Annotated in this window: 16 protein-coding genes; 2 read left to right on the top strand and 14 right to left on the bottom strand. The window is 60.3% G+C overall.

Going from position 1 to position 20,522, the window contains the following annotated elements; translation table 11 throughout:
* Positions 1-16 precede the first annotated feature (16 nt).
* From fnr to ccoN, 11 genes are all read right to left on the bottom strand, one after another.
* Complete coding sequence (gene fnr, locus QWI20_RS21255) at positions 17-751, bottom strand: fumarate/nitrate reduction transcriptional regulator Fnr (protein ID WP_369307097.1); 735 nt, start codon at positions 749-751, stop codon at positions 17-19.
* Positions 752-883: 132 nt separating this feature from the next.
* Entirely contained in the window at positions 884-2,266 is a 1,383-nt protein-coding gene (gene hemN / locus QWI20_RS21250) for an oxygen-independent coproporphyrinogen III oxidase (RefSeq protein WP_369307096.1), read from the bottom strand.
* Positions 2,267-2,356: 90 nt separating this feature from the next.
* Positions 2,357-3,115, bottom strand: a complete 759-nt coding sequence (locus QWI20_RS21245) for a sulfite exporter TauE/SafE family protein (protein ID WP_369307095.1) — start codon at positions 3,113-3,115, stop codon at positions 2,357-2,359.
* Between the two features lie 654 nt (positions 3,116-3,769).
* Positions 3,770-3,985, bottom strand: a complete 216-nt coding sequence (gene ccoS / locus QWI20_RS21240; RefSeq protein WP_369307094.1) for a cbb3-type cytochrome oxidase assembly protein CcoS — start codon at positions 3,983-3,985, stop codon at positions 3,770-3,772.
* 25 nt (positions 3,986-4,010) lie between these two features.
* Positions 4,011-6,485 (bottom strand): heavy metal translocating P-type ATPase, encoded by a 2,475-nt coding sequence (locus tag QWI20_RS21235; protein WP_369307141.1) that lies wholly within the window; start codon positions 6,483-6,485, stop codon positions 4,011-4,013.
* Between the two features lie 16 nt (positions 6,486-6,501).
* Positions 6,502-7,035: a FixH family protein gene (locus QWI20_RS21230; RefSeq protein WP_369307093.1), complete on the bottom strand. Its 534-nt coding sequence runs from the start codon at positions 7,033-7,035 to the stop codon at positions 6,502-6,504.
* 12 nt (positions 7,036-7,047) lie between these two features.
* Positions 7,048-8,463, bottom strand: coding sequence for a cytochrome c oxidase accessory protein CcoG (gene ccoG, locus QWI20_RS21225; protein WP_369307092.1), 1,416 nt, complete (start codon positions 8,461-8,463; stop codon positions 7,048-7,050).
* 56 nt (positions 8,464-8,519) lie between these two features.
* Positions 8,520-9,500, bottom strand: a complete 981-nt coding sequence (gene ccoP / locus QWI20_RS21220; protein ID WP_369307091.1) for a cytochrome-c oxidase, cbb3-type subunit III — start codon at positions 9,498-9,500, stop codon at positions 8,520-8,522.
* Entirely contained in the window at positions 9,497-9,718 is a 222-nt protein-coding gene (locus QWI20_RS21215) for a cbb3-type cytochrome oxidase subunit 3 (protein ID WP_369307140.1), read from the bottom strand. Before QWI20_RS21215 ends, ccoP begins: the two co-directional genes overlap by 4 nt.
* A 5-nt stretch (positions 9,719-9,723) precedes the next feature.
* Positions 9,724-10,335: a cytochrome-c oxidase, cbb3-type subunit II gene (gene ccoO / locus QWI20_RS21210; protein WP_369307090.1), complete on the bottom strand. Its 612-nt coding sequence runs from the start codon at positions 10,333-10,335 to the stop codon at positions 9,724-9,726.
* A complete protein-coding gene (gene ccoN / locus QWI20_RS21205) occupies positions 10,335-11,777 on the bottom strand; it encodes a cytochrome-c oxidase, cbb3-type subunit I (RefSeq protein ID WP_282372521.1) in 1,443 nt (480 codons plus the stop codon). The genes ccoO and ccoN overlap by 1 nt, the downstream gene beginning before the upstream one ends.
* Before the next feature lie 858 nt (positions 11,778-12,635).
* Between ccoN and QWI20_RS21200 the strand changes: the two genes are divergently transcribed.
* On the top strand, positions 12,636-13,325 hold the full coding sequence (locus tag QWI20_RS21200) for an alpha/beta family hydrolase (protein WP_369307089.1): 690 nt from the start codon (positions 12,636-12,638) through the stop codon (positions 13,323-13,325).
* Here QWI20_RS21200 and QWI20_RS21195 read toward each other — a convergent pair.
* From QWI20_RS21195 to QWI20_RS21185, 3 genes are all read right to left on the bottom strand, one after another.
* Positions 13,300-13,797, bottom strand: coding sequence for a hypothetical protein (locus tag QWI20_RS21195; protein WP_369307088.1), 498 nt, complete (start codon positions 13,795-13,797; stop codon positions 13,300-13,302). The two genes, QWI20_RS21200 and QWI20_RS21195, sit on opposite strands and share 26 nt — an antisense overlap.
* 202 nt (positions 13,798-13,999) lie before the next feature.
* Complete coding sequence (locus tag QWI20_RS21190) at positions 14,000-15,649, bottom strand: hypothetical protein (RefSeq protein ID WP_369307087.1); 1,650 nt, start codon at positions 15,647-15,649, stop codon at positions 14,000-14,002.
* 325 nt (positions 15,650-15,974) lie between these two features.
* Positions 15,975-17,846, bottom strand: coding sequence for a hypothetical protein (locus QWI20_RS21185; RefSeq protein WP_369307086.1), 1,872 nt, complete (start codon positions 17,844-17,846; stop codon positions 15,975-15,977).
* A 354-nt stretch (positions 17,847-18,200) separates the two neighbouring features.
* Here QWI20_RS21185 and QWI20_RS21180 point away from each other — a divergent pair, with 354 nt between their 5' ends.
* The gene (locus QWI20_RS21180) at positions 18,201-20,513 is read left to right on the top strand and encodes an autotransporter outer membrane beta-barrel domain-containing protein (protein WP_369307085.1); all 2,313 of its coding nucleotides are present in this window, start codon (positions 18,201-18,203) and stop codon (positions 20,511-20,513) included.
* The last annotated feature ends 9 nt before the right edge of the window (positions 20,514-20,522 follow it).

Below are 20,522 nucleotides of genomic sequence, written 5' to 3'. Positions count from 1 at the left end.
CCCGCACCATCATGCATCAGCTTTCCAGCGATCCCCCGGCCAGCGCGCAGAGCTGAATCGGATCGAGGATGCGGATTTCCTTGCCCTCGGCGGCGATCAACTCGTTCTGCTGAAAGCGGGTGAACACCCTGGACACGGTTTCCACTGCCAGGCCCAGATAGTTGCCGATCTCGTTGCGCGACATGCTCAGGCGGAACTGGTTGGCGGAGAAGCCCCGGGCGCGGAAGCGGGCGGAGAGGTTGACCAGAAACGTGGCGATGCGCTCGTCGGCGGTTTTCTTCGAGAGCAACAGCATCATCTGTTGGTCATCGCGAATTTCCCGGCTCATCACGCGCATCAACTGGCGACGCAATTGCGGCAGTTGCACCGACAGTTCGTCCAGCCGTTCGAAGGGGATTTCGCACACCGATGTGGTCTCAAGGGCCTGCGCCGTGACGGGATACGCCTCGGCGTCCATCCCGGACAGCCCGACCAGTTCGCTGGGCAGGTGAAAACCGGTGAGTTGTTCTTCGCCGCTGTCGCTGAGGCTGAAGGTTTTCAGCGCGCCGGAACGGACGGCGTAGACGGAAGCGAAGGTGTCGCCCTGACGAAACAGAAAATCGCCTTTCTTCAACGGCCGGCCGCGTTTGACGATCTCGTCCAGTGCATCCATGTCTTCCAGGTTCAATGAAAGCGGAAGGCACAACGGGGCCAGGCTGCAGTCCTTGCAGTGAGCCTGGGTGTGAGCGCGCAGTTTGACTGGCTCAGACATCGGGTAATTCCTTTTGCAGAAACACACATAAGTCGTAAGGGTAACTCAGCGGTCAACCCTGCGACTACCACGCGCCTCCATGGCCAGAAATGATTCCTCCGCGCCAGGCGGAACTTCCTATATCACGCGGGCCTATATCACCCGGGAAAAGCGCTGACGGTTTTGCGCGCCCAGATACGCGTCGAACACCATGCAGATCGAGCGCACCAGCAGACGTCCCGCCGGGGTGACGGTGATGCCTGCCGGGCCCAGATGAATCAGCCCATCCGTGGCCATGATCAGCAATTGCGGCCACTGCTCGCGGAAATATTCCCGAAAGTGGATGGAAAATTTGTCCTCGACGGTCGCGAAATCGAGGCGGAAATGGCAGATGAGCTGGCTGATGATGGTGCGCCGCAGCTGATCGTCCTCGTTACAACGCAGACCGCGCTTGGTCGCCAGTTGATCGCTGGCCAGCAGGGTCTGGTATTCGGTGAGATCGCTGGTGTTCTGCGCATACACCTCGCCGATCTGACTGATGGCCGAGACGCCGAGGCCGATCAGGTCGCAGTGGCCATGGGTGGTGTAGCCCTGAAAATTGCGCTGCAGCGTGCCTTCTTCTTGAGCGATGGCCAGGTCGTCATCGGGCAGGGCGAAGTGGTCCATGCCGATGTAGCGATAGCCGGCGCCGGTCAGTTGCTCGATGGTGCGCTGGAGCATCTCCAGCTTCTGCTCAGGGCTGGGCAACTGCGCCGTGTCGATGCGCCGCTGGGGCATGAAGCGCTCCGGCAGGTGGGCGTAGTTGAACACCGAGAGCCGGTCGGGCTGCAGGGCGATGACTTGCTCAACGGTGCGAGCAAAACCCTCTGGTGTCTGCAGCGGCAGGCCGTAGATGAGGTCGATGTTCACCGAACGAAACTGCAAGGTGCGCGCGGCTTCAACGATGGCGCGGGTTTCGTCCAGGCTCTGCAAACGGTTGATCGCCCGCTGCACCAGCGGATCGAGGTCCTGCACGCCGAGGCTGACACGGTTGAAGCCCAGTTCGCGCAACAGGCCCATGGTCGACCAGTCGGCCTCGCGCGGGTCGATCTCGATGCCGTAGTCGCCGGAGTGGTCATCCAGCAGGGTGAATTGCTGGCGCAAATGGGCCATGAGCTGGCGCAGTTCAACGTGGCTGAGAAAGGTCGGGGTACCGCCGCCGAAGTGCAACTGCTCGACCACCTGACGGTCATCGACGTGTGCGGCGATCAGGCTGATCTCGCGTTCGAGGCGCTGCAGATAGGCCTGAGCGCGACCGCGATCCTTGGTGATGACCTTGTTGCAGGCGCAGTAGTAGCAAATGTTGGCGCAGAACGGGATGTGCACGTAAAGCGACAACGGCCGCGACGCCTTGCGGCTGTCGCGCAGTGCCTGCAGCAGTTCGAAGGCGCCAACCTGCGTATGAAATTGCACGGCGGTGGGGTAGGAAGTGTAACGCGGCCCTGCCAGATCGTAGCGGCGGATGAGTTCAGAATCCCAACGAAGGTCGTCGAGCATGGGGGCGTTCCCGTGAAGGCTGGCGGTGCGGGAAGTGTAGGGAAGCCGCCGGTGAGGGCATTGATCTGGGTCAATGGATGGGGTCAGCGATTACTCGTGGTCCATGTCTGCATGGTTCATCTGAGGATTCATCGTGTGATCCATCCCGTGATTCATCGAGTGAGGCGTGTGCCCCATCAGCCACTGTTGATGGGGGCCGGGGAGTGTCCACAGGCCGAACAGAATCACCAGTACCCCGCCGGCCACGCGCACGCTGCGCCGACGGAGCAGGGCGGTGATGCGCTCGGCGGCCAGCCCCGTGGCGATCAGCACCGGCCAGGTGCCGACGCCGAACGCGAGCATTAATAACCCGCTGTGCAGCGCATTGCCCTGGCTCGCCGACCACAGCAGCGTGCTGTAAACCAGTCCGCACGGCAGCCAGCCCCACACCGCGCCAAGCAGTAAAGCCCGGGGGATCGTCGACACCGGCATCAGGCGGCTGGCCAGCGGTTGCAGGTAACGCCAGACCCCGCGGCCCAATCCTTCGATGCGGGTCAGGCCGCTCCACCATCCGGCCAGGTACAGGCCCATGGTGATCATCAGCAGCCCGGCGATCACCCGCAACAGCATCGCCCCCGGACTGTTGGCGACCGCCCACCCGAGCAGGCCCATCAGCAATCCCGCACAGGCGTAGCTGAAAACACGTCCGACGTTGTAGGCCAGCAGCAGGCGCAGGCGTCGGCTGCGTTGCTCCTTGGGGATGGCAAAGGTGAGCGCGCCCATCAGCCCGCCGCACATGCCCAGGCAATGGCCACCGCCGAGCAAGCCAAGGACGAAGGCAGAGAGGAGTTGGGGGAGGAGGTCATGCATGGTTTCGGCCTGAACGTCTGGCAGTGATTGCACGGACGTCTTCGCGAGCAAGGTGAAGCGCCGCCCCGGTCGTCCCACATGAGAATGCATCAAGCCTGACCACACCGCAGATGTATCTGCCAACACATGGACTGTGGGAGTGAGCTTGCTCACGAAGAGGTCGGTACATTCGACAGTTATCCAGCGGTCGATAGTCAGCCTTCGTGAGCAAGCTCACTCCCACAGGGGCCGGGTTCACTTGGCCGAATCCTTCGTGAGCAACATGAAGCGCCACCCCGGTCGTCCCACATGAGATCGCATCAAGCGCGACGACACCGCAGATGTATCTGCCGACCCGTGGAGGGTGGGAGCGAGCTTGCTCGCGAAGAGGTCGGTACATCCGACGGTTATCCGGCGGTCGATAGTCAGCCTTCGTGAGCAAGCTCACTCCCACAGGGGCCGGGTTCACGTGGCCTAATCCTTCGTGAGCAAGGTGGAGCGCCACCCCGGTCGTCCGACATGAGATCGCATCAAGCGCGACGACACCGCCGATGTATCTGCCGACCCGTGGAGGGTGGGAGCGAGCTTGCTCGCGAAGAAGTCGGTACATCCGACAGATATCCAGCGGTCGATAGTCAGCCTTCGTGAGCAAGCTCACTCCCACAGGGACCGGGTTCATTTGGCTGAATCCTGCTTATCGCCCGATTTTTCTTTCCCCGACACCTCATCCACTCCGGCCTTGTGCCCCGGATCCTGATCGTCGAACAGAATGCTGTGAGCCGGGCCGTCCAGGTCGTCGTACTGACCGCTGTCCACTGCCCAGAAAAAGACGTAAATCGCCACCGCCACAATCAGCAGCGCCACCGGAATCATGATGTAGAGCGCAGGCATCGGGCCTCCGGGTTGGGTCGTACATTCATGCGGGCACCGATCGGCTTAGCCCGGCTGGGAGCGGATCGACGGGCCGATGCTTGATCCGTGTCAGACGCAAGGCATTCAACACCACCACCAGCGAACTCACCGACATCCCGGCCGCCGCCCACAACGGCGTGACCCAGCCCAGCGCCGCGAAGGGCAGCACCAGCCCGTTGTACAGCCCGGCCCACGCCAGATTTTCCACAATGATCCGCCGTGTGCGCCGAGCGAGGCCAAAAGCCTCCACCAACACGTGCAGACGGTTCGACAACAACACCGCGTCCGCGCTGGTCTTGGCCAGGTCGGTGGCCGAACCCATGGCGATGCTGATGTCGGCCGCCGCCAGCATCGGCACATCATTAACCCCGTCGCCGATCACCAGAATCGTCCGGCCCTCGGCCCGCAGCCGCTGAAGAATGGCCAGTTTGTCATCGGGCCGCAGGCTGCCCACGACTTCGTCAATCTGCAGCTGACTCCCGACAGTGAACACCATGGGCGAGCTGTCGCCGGACAGCAACAACGTCTGCCAGCCGCGGTGTTTGCACGCCTCGACCAGCGCCGCCGCGTCGTCCCGCAGCCGATCATCAAGCACCAGCCAGGCGAGGGCCTGCGTGTCATCCCCCAGCAGCAACCACTGACCGGGCTCGTCGGGCATCAATGGCACGGCGACGCCACTCAAGGCGCAGACAAACCCGGGTTGACCGATGCGTAACGGGCGCCCATCAACGACGCCTTCGAGCCCCAGCCCCGGCGTGGCAACGACCCCTTCAGCGGTCAGCGGCGTCTTGCCGAACGCCCCGGCAATCGGGTGTTCAGACCGAGTTTCCAGGGCCGCCGCCAGGCTCAAACAGTCGTCACTGCCCAGCGTGCCGAGGCTGCGAATGGCCCTTAACGTCAGGCGTCCTTCGGTCAGCGTGCCGGTCTTGTCGAAGATCACCGTGTCGATCCGGTTCAGCCCTTCCAGCACATGGCCGCGGGTGAGCAGCAGCCCGAGTTTATGCAGCGTGCCGGTGGCGGCCGTCAGGGCGGTGGGCGTCGCCAGCGACAAAGCGCACGGGCAGGTGGCGACGAGCATCGCCAGCACAATCCAGAACGCGCGGCTTGCGTCGAGCTGCCACCAGACCACGCCGACACACGCCGCCAGCACCAGCGAGATCAGCAGGAACCACTGCGCTGCGCGATCGGCCATCTGCGCGAGGGGCGGCTTCTCGGATTGGGCGCGCTCCAGCAATCGGACGACGGCGGAAAGCCGCGTGTCAGCGCCCAACGCGAGCACTTCCACCGTCAGCACGCTTTCAATATTGGCGGTGCCGGCGGTGACGGCGTCTCCCACCTGACGGGGCTGCGGCAGGTACTCGCCGGTGAGCAGCGATTCGTCGATGCTCGACCGACCCGCGATGATTCGGCCGTCCGCCGGCAACATCGCGCCGGGGTGGACCACCACCTGATCGTGCAGACGCAACTGATGGGTCAAGACGCGCTCGGTCTGGCCGTCCGCGTTCAGCCGCAGGCAGGAAGCCGGCAGCAGATTGACCAGTTGCGCCGTCGCTAAGCGGGTGCGTTCCCGGGCGCGGCGTTCCAGGTAGCGGCCGGTGAGCACGAACAGCGCGAACATGCCGACGGCGTCGAAATACAATTCGCCCACGCCGGTGACCGCCGTCCAGAGGCCCGCGAGGTACGCCGCGCCAATCGCCAGCGACACCGAAACGTCCATGGTCAGATGGCGGGCGCGCAGGTCGCGCAGCGCCCCTTTGAAGAACGGCGCACAGCTGTAAAACACGATGGGCGTCGTCAGAAACATCGCCACCCAGCGCAGGATCGTGTGCATCTCGGGGCTGAGGTCGATGTTGAATTCTGGCCAGGTCGCCATGGTCGCCATCATCGCCTGAAACCACAGCAGCCCGGCAACGCCCAGTTGGCGCAGGCTGCGGCGATTTTCCCGGGCCAGCAGCTCGGTTGCTTTGTCCGCCTGATAAGGGTGGCCGGCGTAGCCGATGCTGCGCAGCTCGGACAGCACCTCGTTCAAGGGCAACCCCACGTCATGCCATCGCAGGTGCAGGCGATGACTGGACAGGTTCAGCCGCGCCTCGACCACGGCGGGCAACGTGCGCAGGTGGCGCTCGATCAGCCAGCCGCAGGCGGCGCAGGTGATGCCTTCGATCATCAGCGTCGTTTCAGCCACATCGCCGGCGATATCGCTCGCGGGGGACTCATGGCGAACAAAAGGCGCCTGCACATCAGGACGATCAAAGAGGGCCTGCTCATCGGCCAAGAGGGTGGGCAACACCTGCGGATTGACCGACGCTTCGCTGCGGTGCAGGTAATAGCTTTCCAGCCCACCGGCGACGATGGCATTGGCCACGGCCTGACAACCGGGGCAGCAAAACTCGCGCGCCGCGCCCAGCACCGACGCGACGAAGCGCCCGCCCGGCGGGACCGGCAACGTGCAGTGGTAGCAAGACCGCAGGGTTTGTATGTCGGTGGCGTTCACATCAATGCCTGCCCGCGCCCTGAATCGGCTCGTCGCCCAGGGTCAGTGGCTGCCCGGGGACGATCCGTTCTTCTTCGAACAGGCGCCAGGTCTGGCCGTTCTCCACCCCCAGCAATTCGACGAAGCGCCGGCCTTCGATCCTGTCGCTCACCTGCCCGACATAACGCCCCGGCTGCGAAGGATTACGCGCCAGCACGGTTTTGCGGTCCTTGTCCGGCTGGGTCGGGGAGATCAGGTTCAGCACCAGGGTTTCCGGCTGACTGGCGCCGCTCAGTTGCACATCCACTTCGCCGGTCAGCTCATCAAGGCCCACGCGGGCTTGCAGGTTGAGGGACTGACCCAGCAACTCGCGATCCAGGGAACGGTTGATGCCTTTCCCGGCCTCGTAATAATTGTCGGTGACGAGGTTGTCCGGGTGGGTGACGGCGATGGTGACCATGGCCAGGGTCAATGCCACCGAGCAGGTCAGAATGCCGATGATGATCCACGGCCATAAATGCCGGTGCCAAGGTGTTGCTGCGGTGACTGGGGTCATTTCCGACCTCTCTCAGCGAATGGACGGGCCGATGAAACGGCTCTTGGCGTGGACTTCAGTGTCGCTGTGCTCACTATCCCTGAGAACGAAACTGACCTCGTTGGTGCTCGACGGCAGTTGCTCGGGCGCGACCGACAGCTCAACCGGCAGGCTGACGATCTCGCCCGCCGCCACCTTGATCTCGCGGCGGCCTTGCAGCTTCAGGTCCGGCAGCCCGCTGGCGTCGAGCACGTACGTGTGGTCGATCTGATCCTTGTTCATGATCTTCAGGCTGTAGACGTTTTCGATCCGGCCCTCGGCGTTTTCCCGGTACAGCGTGCGGTCCTTGCTGACGTCGAAACCCACCAGCGAGCGGGTGAGAAACGCGCTAGTGAGCACGCCGATCATTGCCAGCAACACGACCGCATAGCCGATCAACCGAGGCCGCAGTGTATTGGTCACTTGCCCGGAAAGGTTGTGCTCGGTGGTGTAACTGATCAGGCCGCGGGGGTAATCCATCTTGTCCATGATCGCGTCGCAGGCGTCGATGCACGCCGCGCAACCGATGCATTCAATCTGCAAACCATCGCGGATGTCGATGCCGGTGGGGCAGACCTGCACGCACATCGTGCAATCGATGCAGTCGCCTAGGCCTTCAGTCTTGTAGTCCGTTTCCTTCTTGCGCGCGCCCCGTGGCTCGCCCCGACGTGGGTCGTAGGAAACGATGAGGGTGTCCTTGTCGAACATCACGCTCTGAAAGCGCGCGTAGGGGCACATATAGATGCACACCTGTTCGCGCAGCCAGCCGGCGTTGGCGTAGGTGGCGAGGGTGAAGAAACCGACCCAGAAATACGCCCAGCCATCGGCCTGCCCGGTGAAGAAATCCACCAGCAGTTGGCGGATGGGCGAGAAGTAGCCGACGAAGGTCAGGCCAGTGACGAGGCCGATCAGCAGCCAGAGGCTGTGCTTGGCACACTTGCGCGCGAACTTGTTGCCGTCCATGGGCGCCTTGTCGAGTTTGATGCGCTGATGGCGGTCGCCTTCGGTGACCTTTTCGCACCACATGAACACCCACGTCCACACGCTTTGCGGGCAGGTGTAACCGCACCAGACCCGCCCGGCGAACACGGTAATGAAGAACAGCCCGAACGCGCTGACGATGAGGATGCCCGACAGCAAAATGAAATCCTGCGGCCAGAACGTCGCGCCGAAGATGTAAAACTTGCGCTCCGGCAGGTTCCACCACACGGCCTGATGCGCGCCCCAGTTAAGCCAGACCGTGCCGAAATACAGCAGGAACAGCACAAAGCCGCCCCCCATGCGCAGATTGCGGAACACCCCGGTGAACGCGCGGGTGTAGATCTTCTCCCGCGAGGCATACAGGTCAACGGTGTCGCCGTCCTTGTCAGTCGGCGGCGTGACGTTGTGCAGCGGAATCTGGTTGCTCATGGCAGCGTCCTACGCCCTTCGGGCCGAATCATCAGCGTGTGCGACGGCAATATCCCTCACTCGGGCTTTGCCGCCGGTTCGTCCTCATGGGACAGGCTATACACGTAAGCCGCCAGCAGGTGCACCCGGTCGTTTCCCTGCAGCAAAGCCTGTGCCGGCATCTGGCCCTGGCGGCCGTACTGGATGGTCTGTTGCAACTGGGCAAAGCTGGCGCCGTAAATGAACGCGCCGGGGTGGGTCAGGTCTGGCGCGCCCAATGCAGCAACGCCTTTGCCCTGCGGGCCGTGGCAGGCGACGCAGGTGGTGGCGTAGATTTTCTGGCCCGCCGCCGGGTCGGCGTTCGCGTCGGCGGGCAGCGTGCGGCCACCCAGTTGCGTCAGCACATAGGCCGAGACGTCCCGCACGCCTTGATCGCCGATCACCGCACCCCACGCCGGCATCACGGCGTGACGGCCGTTCATGATGGAGGTTTTGATGCTCTGCGCATCGCCGCCCCAGCGCCAGTCGGCATCGGTCAGGTTGGGGAAGCCGTAAGCACCCTTGGCGTCGGAGCCGTGGCAGACCGAGCAATTGGACGCGAACAATCGGGCGCCCATTTTCAGCGCTTGCGGATCTTTGGCCACCTCATCAATGGGCATCGCTGCGAATTTGGCGAAGATCGGCCCGAAGCGCGCCTCGGATTGCGCCATCTCCTTCTCCCACTCGTGCACGCCGGTCCAGCCGGTCGTGCCGTCGGAAAACGGGATTTTCTTGTCGTTGTCGGCGTAGTCGTAACCCGGCAGCAGCCCCGTCCAGTTACCCAGCCCAGGGTAGAACGCGAGGTAGCCCAGGGCGAAAATAAGGGTGCCGATGAACAACCAGAACCACCACTTGGGCAGCGGGTTGTCGTACTCCTCGATGCCATCGAACGCATGGCCGACGGTTTCATCGGTGGTGTCGGTGCGCTGGCCCTTGCGCGTGGCGATCAGCAGCCAGCCCATCGCGAAGATCGTGCCCAGCGTCAGCACCGTGACGTAAATGCTCCAGAAGGCGCTCATGGTTTCTGGCTCCTTTCGGGTGTTGACGGGGCGTGGGCTTTGCTCTGGTCTTGAGCCTGCCTGACCTGCGCAATCGCCTCCGGATCATCGGCAAACGGCAGCAGCGTCGCATCGTCGAATTCCGCCTTGCGCCGCGGGCTGAATACCCACAGCGCCAGACCAATGAAGGCCACCATCACGACGACGGTGCCCAGGCCTCGTATTGTTCCCATGTCCATGGCGATCACCGTTTGCTCTTGATGAGGGTGCCCAAGCCCTGAAGGTAGGCCACCAGCGCATCCATTTCGGTCTTGCCCTTCACCGCGTCGGCTGCGCCGGCGATGTCGGCATCGGTGTACGGCACGCCCAGGCTGCGCAGCACTTCCATCTTCTTGCCGGTCAGCGCGCCGTCGATCCTGGTGTCCGTCAGGAAGGGGTAGGCCGGCATGATCGACTCCGGCACCAAGTCCCGCGGGTTGCTCAAATGCGCGCGGTGCCAGTCATCCGAGTAGCGCCCGCCGACCCGGGCCAGGTCCGGCCCGGTGCGTTTGGAACCCCACAGAAACGGGTGATCCCAGACGCTTTCACCGGCCACCGAGTAATGCCCGTAGCGCTCGGTTTCGGCGCGGAACGGCCGGATCATCTGCGAATGGCAACCGACGCAGCCGTTGGCGATGTAGACGTCGCGGCCTTCGAGTTCCAGCGCCGGGCGCGGCTTCATGCCTTCGACGGGCAGGGTGGTGACGTCCTGAAAGAACAGCGGAACGATCTGGGTCAGCCCGCCCACCGCCACCGCGATGACCATGAAGATCGACAGCAGGCCGATGTTCTTTTCCAGTGCTTCGTGCTTGATCATCAGTGGGCCCCCACGACGGCAATCTGTGCGGCGGCTTCCGCTTCTTCCGTGTTCGCTGCACGAATGGTGCGAAACACGTTGTAGGCCATGAACAGCATGCCGCTGGCGAAAATTCCTCCGCCCAACGCGCGGACGATGTAGCCCGGATGACTGGCCTGCAGGGCTTCGACAAACGAGTAGGTGAGGGTGCCGTCGTCGTTGATGGCGCGCCACATCAGGCCTTGGGTGATGCCGTTGACCCACATCGCGGCGATGTAGAGGACGGTGCCGACAGTGGCGAGCCAGAAGTGCGTGTTGATCAGCGCAACGCTGTGCATCTGCGCACGGCCGTAGAGTTTCGGGATCATGTGGTAGACGGCGCCGATGGAGATCATCGCCACCCAGCCCAGCGCGCCGGCGTGAACGTGGCCGATGGTCCAGTCGGTGTAGTGAGAGAGCGAGTTGACGGTCTTGATCGCCATCATCGGGCCCTCGAACGTCGACATCCCGTAGAACGCCAGCGACAGCACCAGGAACCGCAGAATCGGGTCGGTGCGCAATTTATGCCACGCGCCCGAGAGGGTCATCATGCCGTTGATCATGCCGCCCCAGCTCGGCACGAGCAGGATGATCGACATCACCATGCCCAGCGATTGCGCCCAGTCGGGCAGGGCGGTGTAGTGCAGATGGTGCGGGCCGGCCCAGATGTACAGGGTGATCAGCGCCCAGAAATGCACGATGGACAGGCGATAGGAATAGATCGGGCGTTCGGCCTGTTTCGGCACGAAGTAATACATCATCCCGAGAAAACCGGTGGTGAGGAAAAAGCCCACAGCGTTGTGCCCGTACCACCACTGGATCATCGCGTCGGTGGCGCCGGCATAGGCCGAGTACGACTTGAACAGGCTCACCGGCAGCGAGATGTGGTTGACGATGTGCAGCATCGCCGTCACCACGATGAACGCGCCGTAGAACCAGTTGGCGACGTAAATGTGTCGGGTCTTGCGCTTGACGATGGTGCCGAAGAACACCGCGCCGTAGGCGATCCAGACAATCGCCAGCAGGATCGCGATCGGCCATTCGAGCTCGGCGTATTCCTTGGTGGTGGTGTAGCCCATCGGCAGGGTGACGATGGCGCCGATGATCACCGCCTGCCAGCCCCAGAAATGAAAGGCCGCCAGGCCGTCGGAAATCAGTCGCGCCTGACAGGTGCGCTGGACGACGTAATAGGAAGTGCCGAACAAGGCACAGCCGCCGAACGCGAAAATCACCAGGTTGGTATGAAGGGGGCGCAGTCGACCGAATGTGGTCCACGGCAAACCGAAATTCAGGTCAGGCCACACGAGCTGGGCGGCGATGAAGACGCCCAGGCCCATGCCGATGATGCCCCAGACCACCGTCATGATGGCGAACTGGCGGACGACCTTGTAGTTATAAGCAGTCGGGCTGGGTGCTGTGCTCATGTCAGGTTCCACGGTGTGTATTTTATTAGTGTGGTCACAGCCGCACCTTCGATCGCGCGTAACCCATCACGCAGTGGCGTGGCTGGGAATAGACGGAAGCGAGGGACGCGGTGCACGCAGAGGCCCGTTTGCCGAAGCGCAATAGGGTTCTGGCTGAGTGGCCTGAGGGAAGGAAGACAGGTCGAGCTGGATCGCGCGCGTGAGTGGGAGGGATTGGATACAACCCTGCGGGTGAAAACAGCGCTGGGGCTGCTTGTCTGCAAGAGGGCTGCGTTGCCGGGCACAATCTTGTTGCTGGGCCTGTGGCTAGCTGTCGCCGGTCCACTGTGCGGACACAGCTTAGACGCGAATGATCGCGGAGGGAAGGCTTTGGAACAGCGCCTGCGACACTTGGCCGCGCTCGACGGAAAGTTGCCGCGTCCTTGGCGGGACGCGGCGATCAACCATTTCCGGAGATAGCTGAAACGCTTCTCTGCCTGCCGTTCCTGTGCATCGAGAGAGCATTTCGACTGCAAAGTTGTATACAAAAAGCCGCTGACATTGGCACTTTTATCTGCCCAAAAAATATTTGGCCCGAGCTGGCAGAAAGGCCGGCGATCGTCACGGGTGATCGTCCGGAGCGGACAAAAAGCATATTCCGTCGATGAAACCGCCCGGTTGTGTGCAGGTTGGGGCGCTCAGGATTCGGTGCTCGTTGCCGAAGTGCCGGGCCAGACTAACGCCCAGGAGCTGAACCCTTGCTGTCGGAGCAGGGCAAACGGCGGGCAGGGTCATGGCACCCCGACGTTGCTGCATAATGCCGGCCGTGGTGCTCGCCTTAGTCGGCGGGTGGTCGATGTTTTGGTAAAAGAGACCTGCATGAGCAAACAACACGCGGCGAAGCGAACGGCCGATCACTGCGCGCAGCTGGCGCAAGAACACGGCTGGATCTGGGATGCGCCCACCGGCCAGGCGGCGGACACGCCATCCACGCTGATTCTCGCCCACGGCGCGGGCGCCCCGATGGACAGCGACTTCATGAACGACATTGCCACGCGCCTGGCGGCCTTGGGTGTTGGCGTGCTGCGCTTTGAATTCCCCTACATGGCCCAGCGCCGAATCGACGGGCGCAGACGACCGCCCAATCCCCAACCGAAGTTGCTGGAGTGCTGGCATGGGGTGTACGCCGCGGTGCGTGGGGGTGTGGGCGGACGAGTGGCGATCGGGGGCAAATCAATGGGCGGACGCATGGCCAGCGTCATCGCTGACGAAGTCGAAGCCGATGGCTTGTTCTGTCTGGGCTATCCGTTCTACGCGGCAGGTAAACCCGAGAAGCCGCGGGTCGCGCACCTGGCGGGACTGCGGACGCCGACGCTGATCGTTCAGGGCGAACGCGATGCGTTGGGCAATCGAGAGGCGGTTGAAGGGTACGAGCTGTCGAAAGCCATCGAGGTGCATTGGGTGCCGACGGCCAACCATGACCTCAAACCGTTGAAATCATCGGGCCTCAGTGTCGAGGCGTGCATGCAGGAAATCGCCGGGCTTATGGCGCGCCGGCTGATCGGATAGCGGGATGTTCCTCGGCGTTAAGGTCACAGACCAGGTCGAACAGGCCGTCGGTCACGTGAAAGTCCTTGGTCGGGACGGCAAACTCGAAGTTGCCGTGCAGCTCTCCTGAAGTGGCATCGCAGCCCAACAGCGTCAGGTTGCCTTGCTGCAGATCGCGGGAGTGATAAATCTTCGCCATCCGCGTGGGGGTGAGGTGATAGATGACGGTGATCTGTTCGTTGCGCAGCAAGTTGTAGCTGCCGGGTTGCACTGTCTGGTCGATGAACAGGCCGATCATGGTGCGGTGCCGGCGAACCGTGCCGGTGGCGAGGATCTTCCAGATTTGGCAGGTGCGTGGATCCGACCGACCCGGGCGCAGGCACGCCATGGCGCTCAGGCGGTGGGTGATGAAGGGGTGGCCGTTGACGGTTGCGCTGAACGTGCCGCGCGCCGCTGGTGCTCGCGGCCGTTGAAGAGGAGGGTTTGCGGGCATTTTTCCGAGGTTTCCTTGAGTGGATTTTAAGGGCGGCGTGGGCGCTGCACGTGTAAGACGCCGTCGGGTGGCGACGACGTCTTTGAAAGGGGGTGCTGCTTACGTGTCTGAAGCGTGCTGGCGCGCGTGAGTGGCTGATTCGCGGATTAGCGGATTAGCGGATTAGCGGATTAGCGGATTAGCGGATTAGCGAATTAGCTAATTAGCGAATAGCAACGCCCAGGCTGGAATTGATGTGGAGCAGTTTGTAGTCCTTGCCGGTGTTGAGGTTCTTTACGTAATACCACTTCGCGCCGAACACGTTCTTGGCGACGGTGGAGGACCAATAGTTGGCGTTGCCCATCGGCCAGCGGTTGCCGTAGGCGTTATAGATCTCGATCAGCTCGTGGATGCTCGGGATACGCCCGCCGATGCGGTTGGCGGCGTTGGAGATCTGGGTGTAGTTGCCGGAGCCCACGCCGTGGCATTCGATGACGCCGGTGACGGTTACGTCGTAACTCTGCTGTTCGCCCGCTGAATCGGTGACCGTGATGGTTGCGACGCCGTTGCCGCGCACCGACGTCCAGCCGGAAGCTGCCACGGCTGCCACCTTCGCATCGCTGGTCGAATAGGTATAAGGAGGGCGACCGCCGCTGGCGATGCGATGGACAGTGGTGCCTGTCGGAAAGGTCGGGAGCAACGCAGGATGGGCGGGCAGCAGGTAAATTTTACCGGCCAGGGTAACCGGTGATGTGTCGAACATCATGCCCTCGCGCACCGACAGTTGAAGCGGCACAGATTCCATGTCGACGCCATTGCGCGTCACGATGTAGGTCAGCGTCGCGGTGCTGCCGATACTCATCTCGATCAGCATCTTGGGCACGCCGAAAACCAGTTCGGTCATGCCACCGACATTCATCATCATGGTTTCAAACGTACGCGCGCCGACCCAGCGCACTCGCACCAGATCCCGAGGGTCCATCCCGCGATAACTGACACGCACGATCGCTTCCCAGCCGGTAATCAGTGAAGGACGCAGAATGCCGTCCGGGCCGACTGTGTCGACGGTTGGCGCGGGCAGTTCCAGCGCGGCGCTCATGATCTTCAGCGCAAGTTTGGCCGACTCCTGCACGATGCCGCTGCCGCGCGTCACGGTGTACGACACCTCGACGTTTTGCCCGTCATTGACCGTGACTACACTGTTAGGGAACACCAGAGCCAGCGCCTGGCCGGCTTCGGCGGCCGAAATAATCTTCTCTTGGCGATCGTTGCCCTTCGGACCGTTCCACTGAGCAACGACTGTTTCGCCTTCGCGCAGATCAGCCGTGGTATCGATCACCAAGGTGGCGCCATTCGCCGCATCGGCCGGGTCCAGAACCTGACCCTTGGCTTCGCGGATCACCGGTGCCGGCAGAGGTCGGCGCATGCCCAGGTCGAGCTGGATCATCACCGGATCAGAGACCATCGACAGATTACCCGCACGGTCGGTCACGGTGTAGGTGACCGCGGAAGTCTGGCAGTCCGACAGTTCCATGAACGGACGCGTGAAGTCCACCATCACCCGGTTCAGGCCCATGTCGTTGGCATCAACGACGGTCATCGGCCCTTCCATCGGACCCCAATAGGTGCGGATTTCGTCCCCTGCGGCCATGCCGCTGTAGCCTGCAATCTTGCCCGGGAGGATGTTGTTGAGGCCTTCCAGCTCGGAAGAGGTGAGACCGTTCTGGATGACGTCGGGAAAAATGATGGGGCCGAGTTGCGGTGCGCCTGGGGCGGTTCGGTCGATTTGGATTGGGGTTGTGCCGGAGAAATTCTCAAAATCTGTGTTCGGGTTATAAACGCGATATGAAACTTGGTGAGTGCCTTCGGTCAACAGCGCTACTGGCACCTCTACAGTGAGAATATCCCCTGGCTTGTCGGCCCCAACGACAGCTTTCTGGGGCGGAATTTTATCGCCATCGAAGACTAGCTCATATGTATGGCCAGGCACCGCAGCTGCCCAGACTGGAAAGTTGACGTTAAGAGGCGAGTCCAGCCGCTCGATTGGTATCAGACCGTCATCAATAGCCGCAGGTACCTTTGGCAAGTCAAGGGGGATGGGCGCGCGGAGCTCATTGATATTCTGACTATTCATCTTGTATTCCTTCATTTGTGGTAAGAGGGCAAGGCAGCTTGCGCTGCCCTGCGGTGGTTAATAGTTAGTCGAATCGGATGGTGCATGTGGTTTCAATTGCTTCGCGCATATCAATTGGCACGCGCGTTAGTTTAGATGTAACAGCACTTTGATTACTGCCTGGGGCGGGTTCTACTCTCACGTAGGCCTCGCAATACCCAGCGCATACGGTTCTTAGCGTATTAAATGGGACATGAAAACTGTAGCCGTTCACAATGTCGATATCGTCCAGTTCCCTCGTCGCGGTGAAAGTGGCTGCATCAACAGGGTTGTTGCTTTCGTCAAATCCTCGGAAGGTGAAGAAAAGCTTCTGATTCTCCGCGATGTTTGCGTAGGGAGCGACGTGCCCATCTGTTCCGTTTGCCGCAACGGTAAGAGAGATAAGCCCCGCTGCGGTAAGTTTGAACGCAGGACCGTCGATCCCTTCAGCTCCGCCCGGTAGTTCCTCTTTTGAGCGGACTGTGATCAGCTGTGTAGTAGACATTACGGCGTTGGGGTTACCAGCACGAACTACGGCGTATCGAACTGGGATTTCAGCGCCGGTACCCTGCGCCTTCATGATTGAGTTCGCAACAGGGATAATTAAATCTCGTCCTGCTGCGATGTCTTCTTCTTTAATCTGATACCACTGCAATCTTGACTGCTCACCCCAGAATAGATTGATATCGTCATTGATCCGGAACTGTGGATCCCACTTGACAATGGCACGCGCATTGAGCTCGTAGTCATCTTCATCAATGAAGTTATCAGTTTTGTCAGGGTTGTTCAGGCTCGTGCCCTGAACAACCGGGGCGAATGCTGGCTCTGCAATCGGGAGTGTCAGAAATACTTCAGCTTGAGTGCTCAGCGATGAACCGGTGAGCTGGTTCTGGCGCACGACCTCGTAACTGATTGAGATATTTCCAAGGGGGGTAAGTGCAATTGTTTCGTAGGGCACACGGACGGATAGGACAATGTCCTCACCCTCACTCTCTGGCGGAAGTTGTACCGGCAGCATGGGTTTATCCGCACCCCAAAATAGAGTGATCTGGTCGAAGGCTTGTGCCCCTGGGTAATGGGGGATATCAATCCTTACGCCAGCTCGAGCTTCAGTGTATTCAATGACATCACCGATAGCCGGATCAAGGAGAGGTGCCGGATAGTTTTCAGGCAGCTGTTCAAGCAACAGCAAAATATCTACAGGGATCGACGGTTTGGAAATGTTTCCCGCCCGATCTACGACGTCGTATTTTACTGCCTGGACGCCAGGGGGAATGGCGCGTAAGAAATCGCCTGAAAAGCTCAGTACCACCTTGTTCAAACCCATATCGTCTTCGTTCACTACTGCGACGGGTCCTTCGATGTCACCCCACATGCTTCGTATCAGATCGTGCTTGGCCATACCTGTGTAACCGGCCACATGAGCGTCAACTTGGTCGCCAAGTTGGGCCAGTTCTGCTGCCGTCAGTCCATTTTGAACCTCTACCGGGAAGTGGATAGCTGATAATTCCGGCTTGCCTGGCTCAGTTTTATCGATCACTACCGGGAAAGGATCCGATAAATTCTCATATTCTGTTGCGGGGTTAAATACTCGATAGCCCGCTGTGTGCTTCCCCTCACTCAGTAACGTCACAGGGATTTCAAGGGTGAGAGGATTACCCGGGACGTCCGTATCCTGAATGATCTTTTCAGGGCCCGTCAGCACGTCGTCCCATACAAGTCGATATGTAAATCCTGGACGTGCAGCTTCCCAGACTTTTAAGTCCAGAGTCAGATTACTGCCTAGTTCACTTACTGGGATCAGGCCAAAATTGTCTTCATCGTGGAACGCGACCGCGATATCGGGAGCGTCCAATGGAATAGGTGCTCGCTCTTGCCGAGTATTAATGATGATTGGCGATTGGGATGAAGTTTTCATGGGTTTTCCTTTGCTTTCTAGATGTTTAAACAGACTGCTCTGTTTTTATGATTGTTGGACTGGTTAATGACCAGCTCCCTATTTAACTAATAGAGGTTTATGTCATAGGTCAATGCATTTTTTTAGATTTTTTTTAGGGTCTGAGTTTGCTGTAAGACTTTTGTGTAGCATCGAAGGCAGAGGTCATGCGGCTGTCCTTTGTCATCGCACAGTGCAGTCGGGTTTAGGTACTATTTTGGTGTAGGCCTCTTCCGTCAAAAGTTTGGGAAATTTCCCACTTCAAAAAAACTTGAGCTAGCTCCGTCGAGTGTCAATTGCTTTGCAAAATCCAAGCCTCATGTAATGGAGGTAGTAATGCTGTCACTCAAAGATTTCACGCCTGCAACGTTTCAACGGAACGTGTTGGGCTTATCCGTAGGTCTTTTTTCACCTCTTTTGTTCGCTAAATCAGCTATAGACCTTCCTCTCGACCTCTCAACGGATGCAGACGAGGTGTCTATTCGATTGAAAACGGAGCTTGTTGATGGAAAGGAAATCCCGGTGTATGAGGTCGACGGAGTAACACGAACCCTTGATGGAGTCCTCAATGCCGGAAATTTCAGAGTGATAAACGGCGGCGAATTGAACTTGGTAAACGGCGCTTCCATAGACTGGGTTGAGATTCAGAACTCCACATTGAATGTCAATCGCAGCTTGGTACGTGATGGAATAAGCGTTCACTCCGGGGAAGTGTTTATCGAGGATTCGACTGTAAGCAACGTTGATGGCATCGGGGTGCGTCTCTATCTCACGGGAACTGATCTCGTATCCCCATCTGTAGTGACTCTCAAAAACAGTACGGTTACAGGTATAGGTTTCGGAGGAGCGGTGGGCACGACGGGAGAAATACGGCTGGCAAATTCGTCGATAACAGGGACTGGAACACTTAGCGACCAAGACGGTAACGCCGGCCTGAAACTTGCTGGTGGCACTGCGCGAATTACCGAGGGAAGCCATGTTGCAGGAAGCGAATCCGGAATCCGCATCATCAATGGCACTCATGGTCTCAGTGAGCAACTTAACCGAGTGCACATTGACGGTTCCACCGTTTCGGCAACTGTGGGTTCGGCTATCAAAGTAACGAAGAGCTCCATATTTGAAACAGAGACAACAGTGGGTCAGATTGTGATTACTGATAATTCTGTGCTGCAGGCGGGCAACGGTCGCCTCGTGGACGTGGATCAAGAAAGCACCGCGAACGTCAAAGTGATCAACAGCACCCTCTCCGGTGATTTCGTCGCCGACGACACCAGCACCCTCAATGTGGTGCTGCGCAATCACGCGCAGTTGAACGGGAATATTGTCAATGGCAATTCCGTGGCCATCGATTCCAGTGGCCGCTGGCAGCTTGCGGCGGATAACAGCGTTAACTCGCTTGCGATGGACGGCGGCAGTGTTGGCTTCACCGGAGACGGCTTTCATTCGCTTTCCCTGGGCGAGCTGTCCGGCTCCGGGCTGTTCGATATGCGTATCAACCTGGACGACGGCACCGGTGATTTGCTCAGCGTGAATGGGGAAGCCTCGGGCAGGCATCGCCTGCATATTCAGAACACCGGCATCGAAGCCGTCCCTGCCGAGTTCGACCCGCTGCAGGTGGTTCACACCGAAGGCGGGGATGCCGAGTTCGGGCTCGTGGGCGGTCGGGCGGATCTTGGGGTGTATTCCTACGAGCTTGAGCGCCAGGGGACGGACTGGTTCATCGTCGGGTCCGGCAAGGAGATCAGTCCTTCCACGAAAAGTGCGCTGGCGTTGTTCAACACGGCACCGACGGTGTGGAACAGCGAGTTGACGACGTTGCGCAGTCGCATGGGTGAAGTGCGCGGCCAGGAGCAGGGCGGCGGCTGGATGCGGACGTATGGCAGTCGCTTCAATGCGGCGCTGGATTCCGGCGTTGATTACAGCCAGAAGCAGCAGGGGCTGTCGTTCGGTGCGGATGCGCCGGTGCCGGTGGGCAACGGTCAGCTGTTGCTCGGTTTGATGGGGGGTTACAGCAAGTCGGATCTGGACATCGGCCGAGGCACTTCGGGCCAGGTCGATAGCTACTACATGGGCGCGTATGGCACGTGGTTGTCGGAGGGCGGTTATTACTTGGATGGCGTGCTGAAACTCAACCAGTTCCATAACGAGTCCAAGGTGGCGATGAGCGATGGCACCAAAGCCAAGGGCGATTACAGCAGCAAGGCATTGGGCGGGTCGCTGGAAGTCGGCAAGCACATTAAGCTGGGCGATGAGTATTTCGTCGAGCCGTTTGCGCAGGTGTCCAGCGTCTGGATCGATGGCAGCAGCTACACGTTGGACAACGGCATGCAGGCCAGAACCAACCAGACACAGTCGGTGCTGGGTAAAGTCGGCAGTACCGTGGGACGCAGCTTCGCCCTGAAGGACGGCGGCGTTGTCAAACCGTATGCACGGGTGGCGTGGGCCCACGAGTTTTCCCGCAGTAATGACGTCAGCGTGAACGGTCAGCGTTTCGACAACGATCTGTTTGGCTCCCGGGCGGAACTGGGCGCCGGCCTTTCGGTGTCGCTGTCCGAGCGATTCCAGGTGCACGCTGATTTCGATTACATGAAGGGTGAGCATGTTGAGCAGCCTTGGGGTGCGAACGTGGGTGTGCGTCTGGCGTTCTGACGCGCGCGT

The sequence above is a fragment of the Pseudomonas sp. W2-17 genome, from assembly GCF_041060445.1.
Lineage (GTDB): Bacteria > Pseudomonadota > Gammaproteobacteria > Pseudomonadales > Pseudomonadaceae > Aquipseudomonas.
Note: the sequence above shows the minus strand (reverse complement) of the source record. Positions and strands in the feature narration are given on the sequence as shown.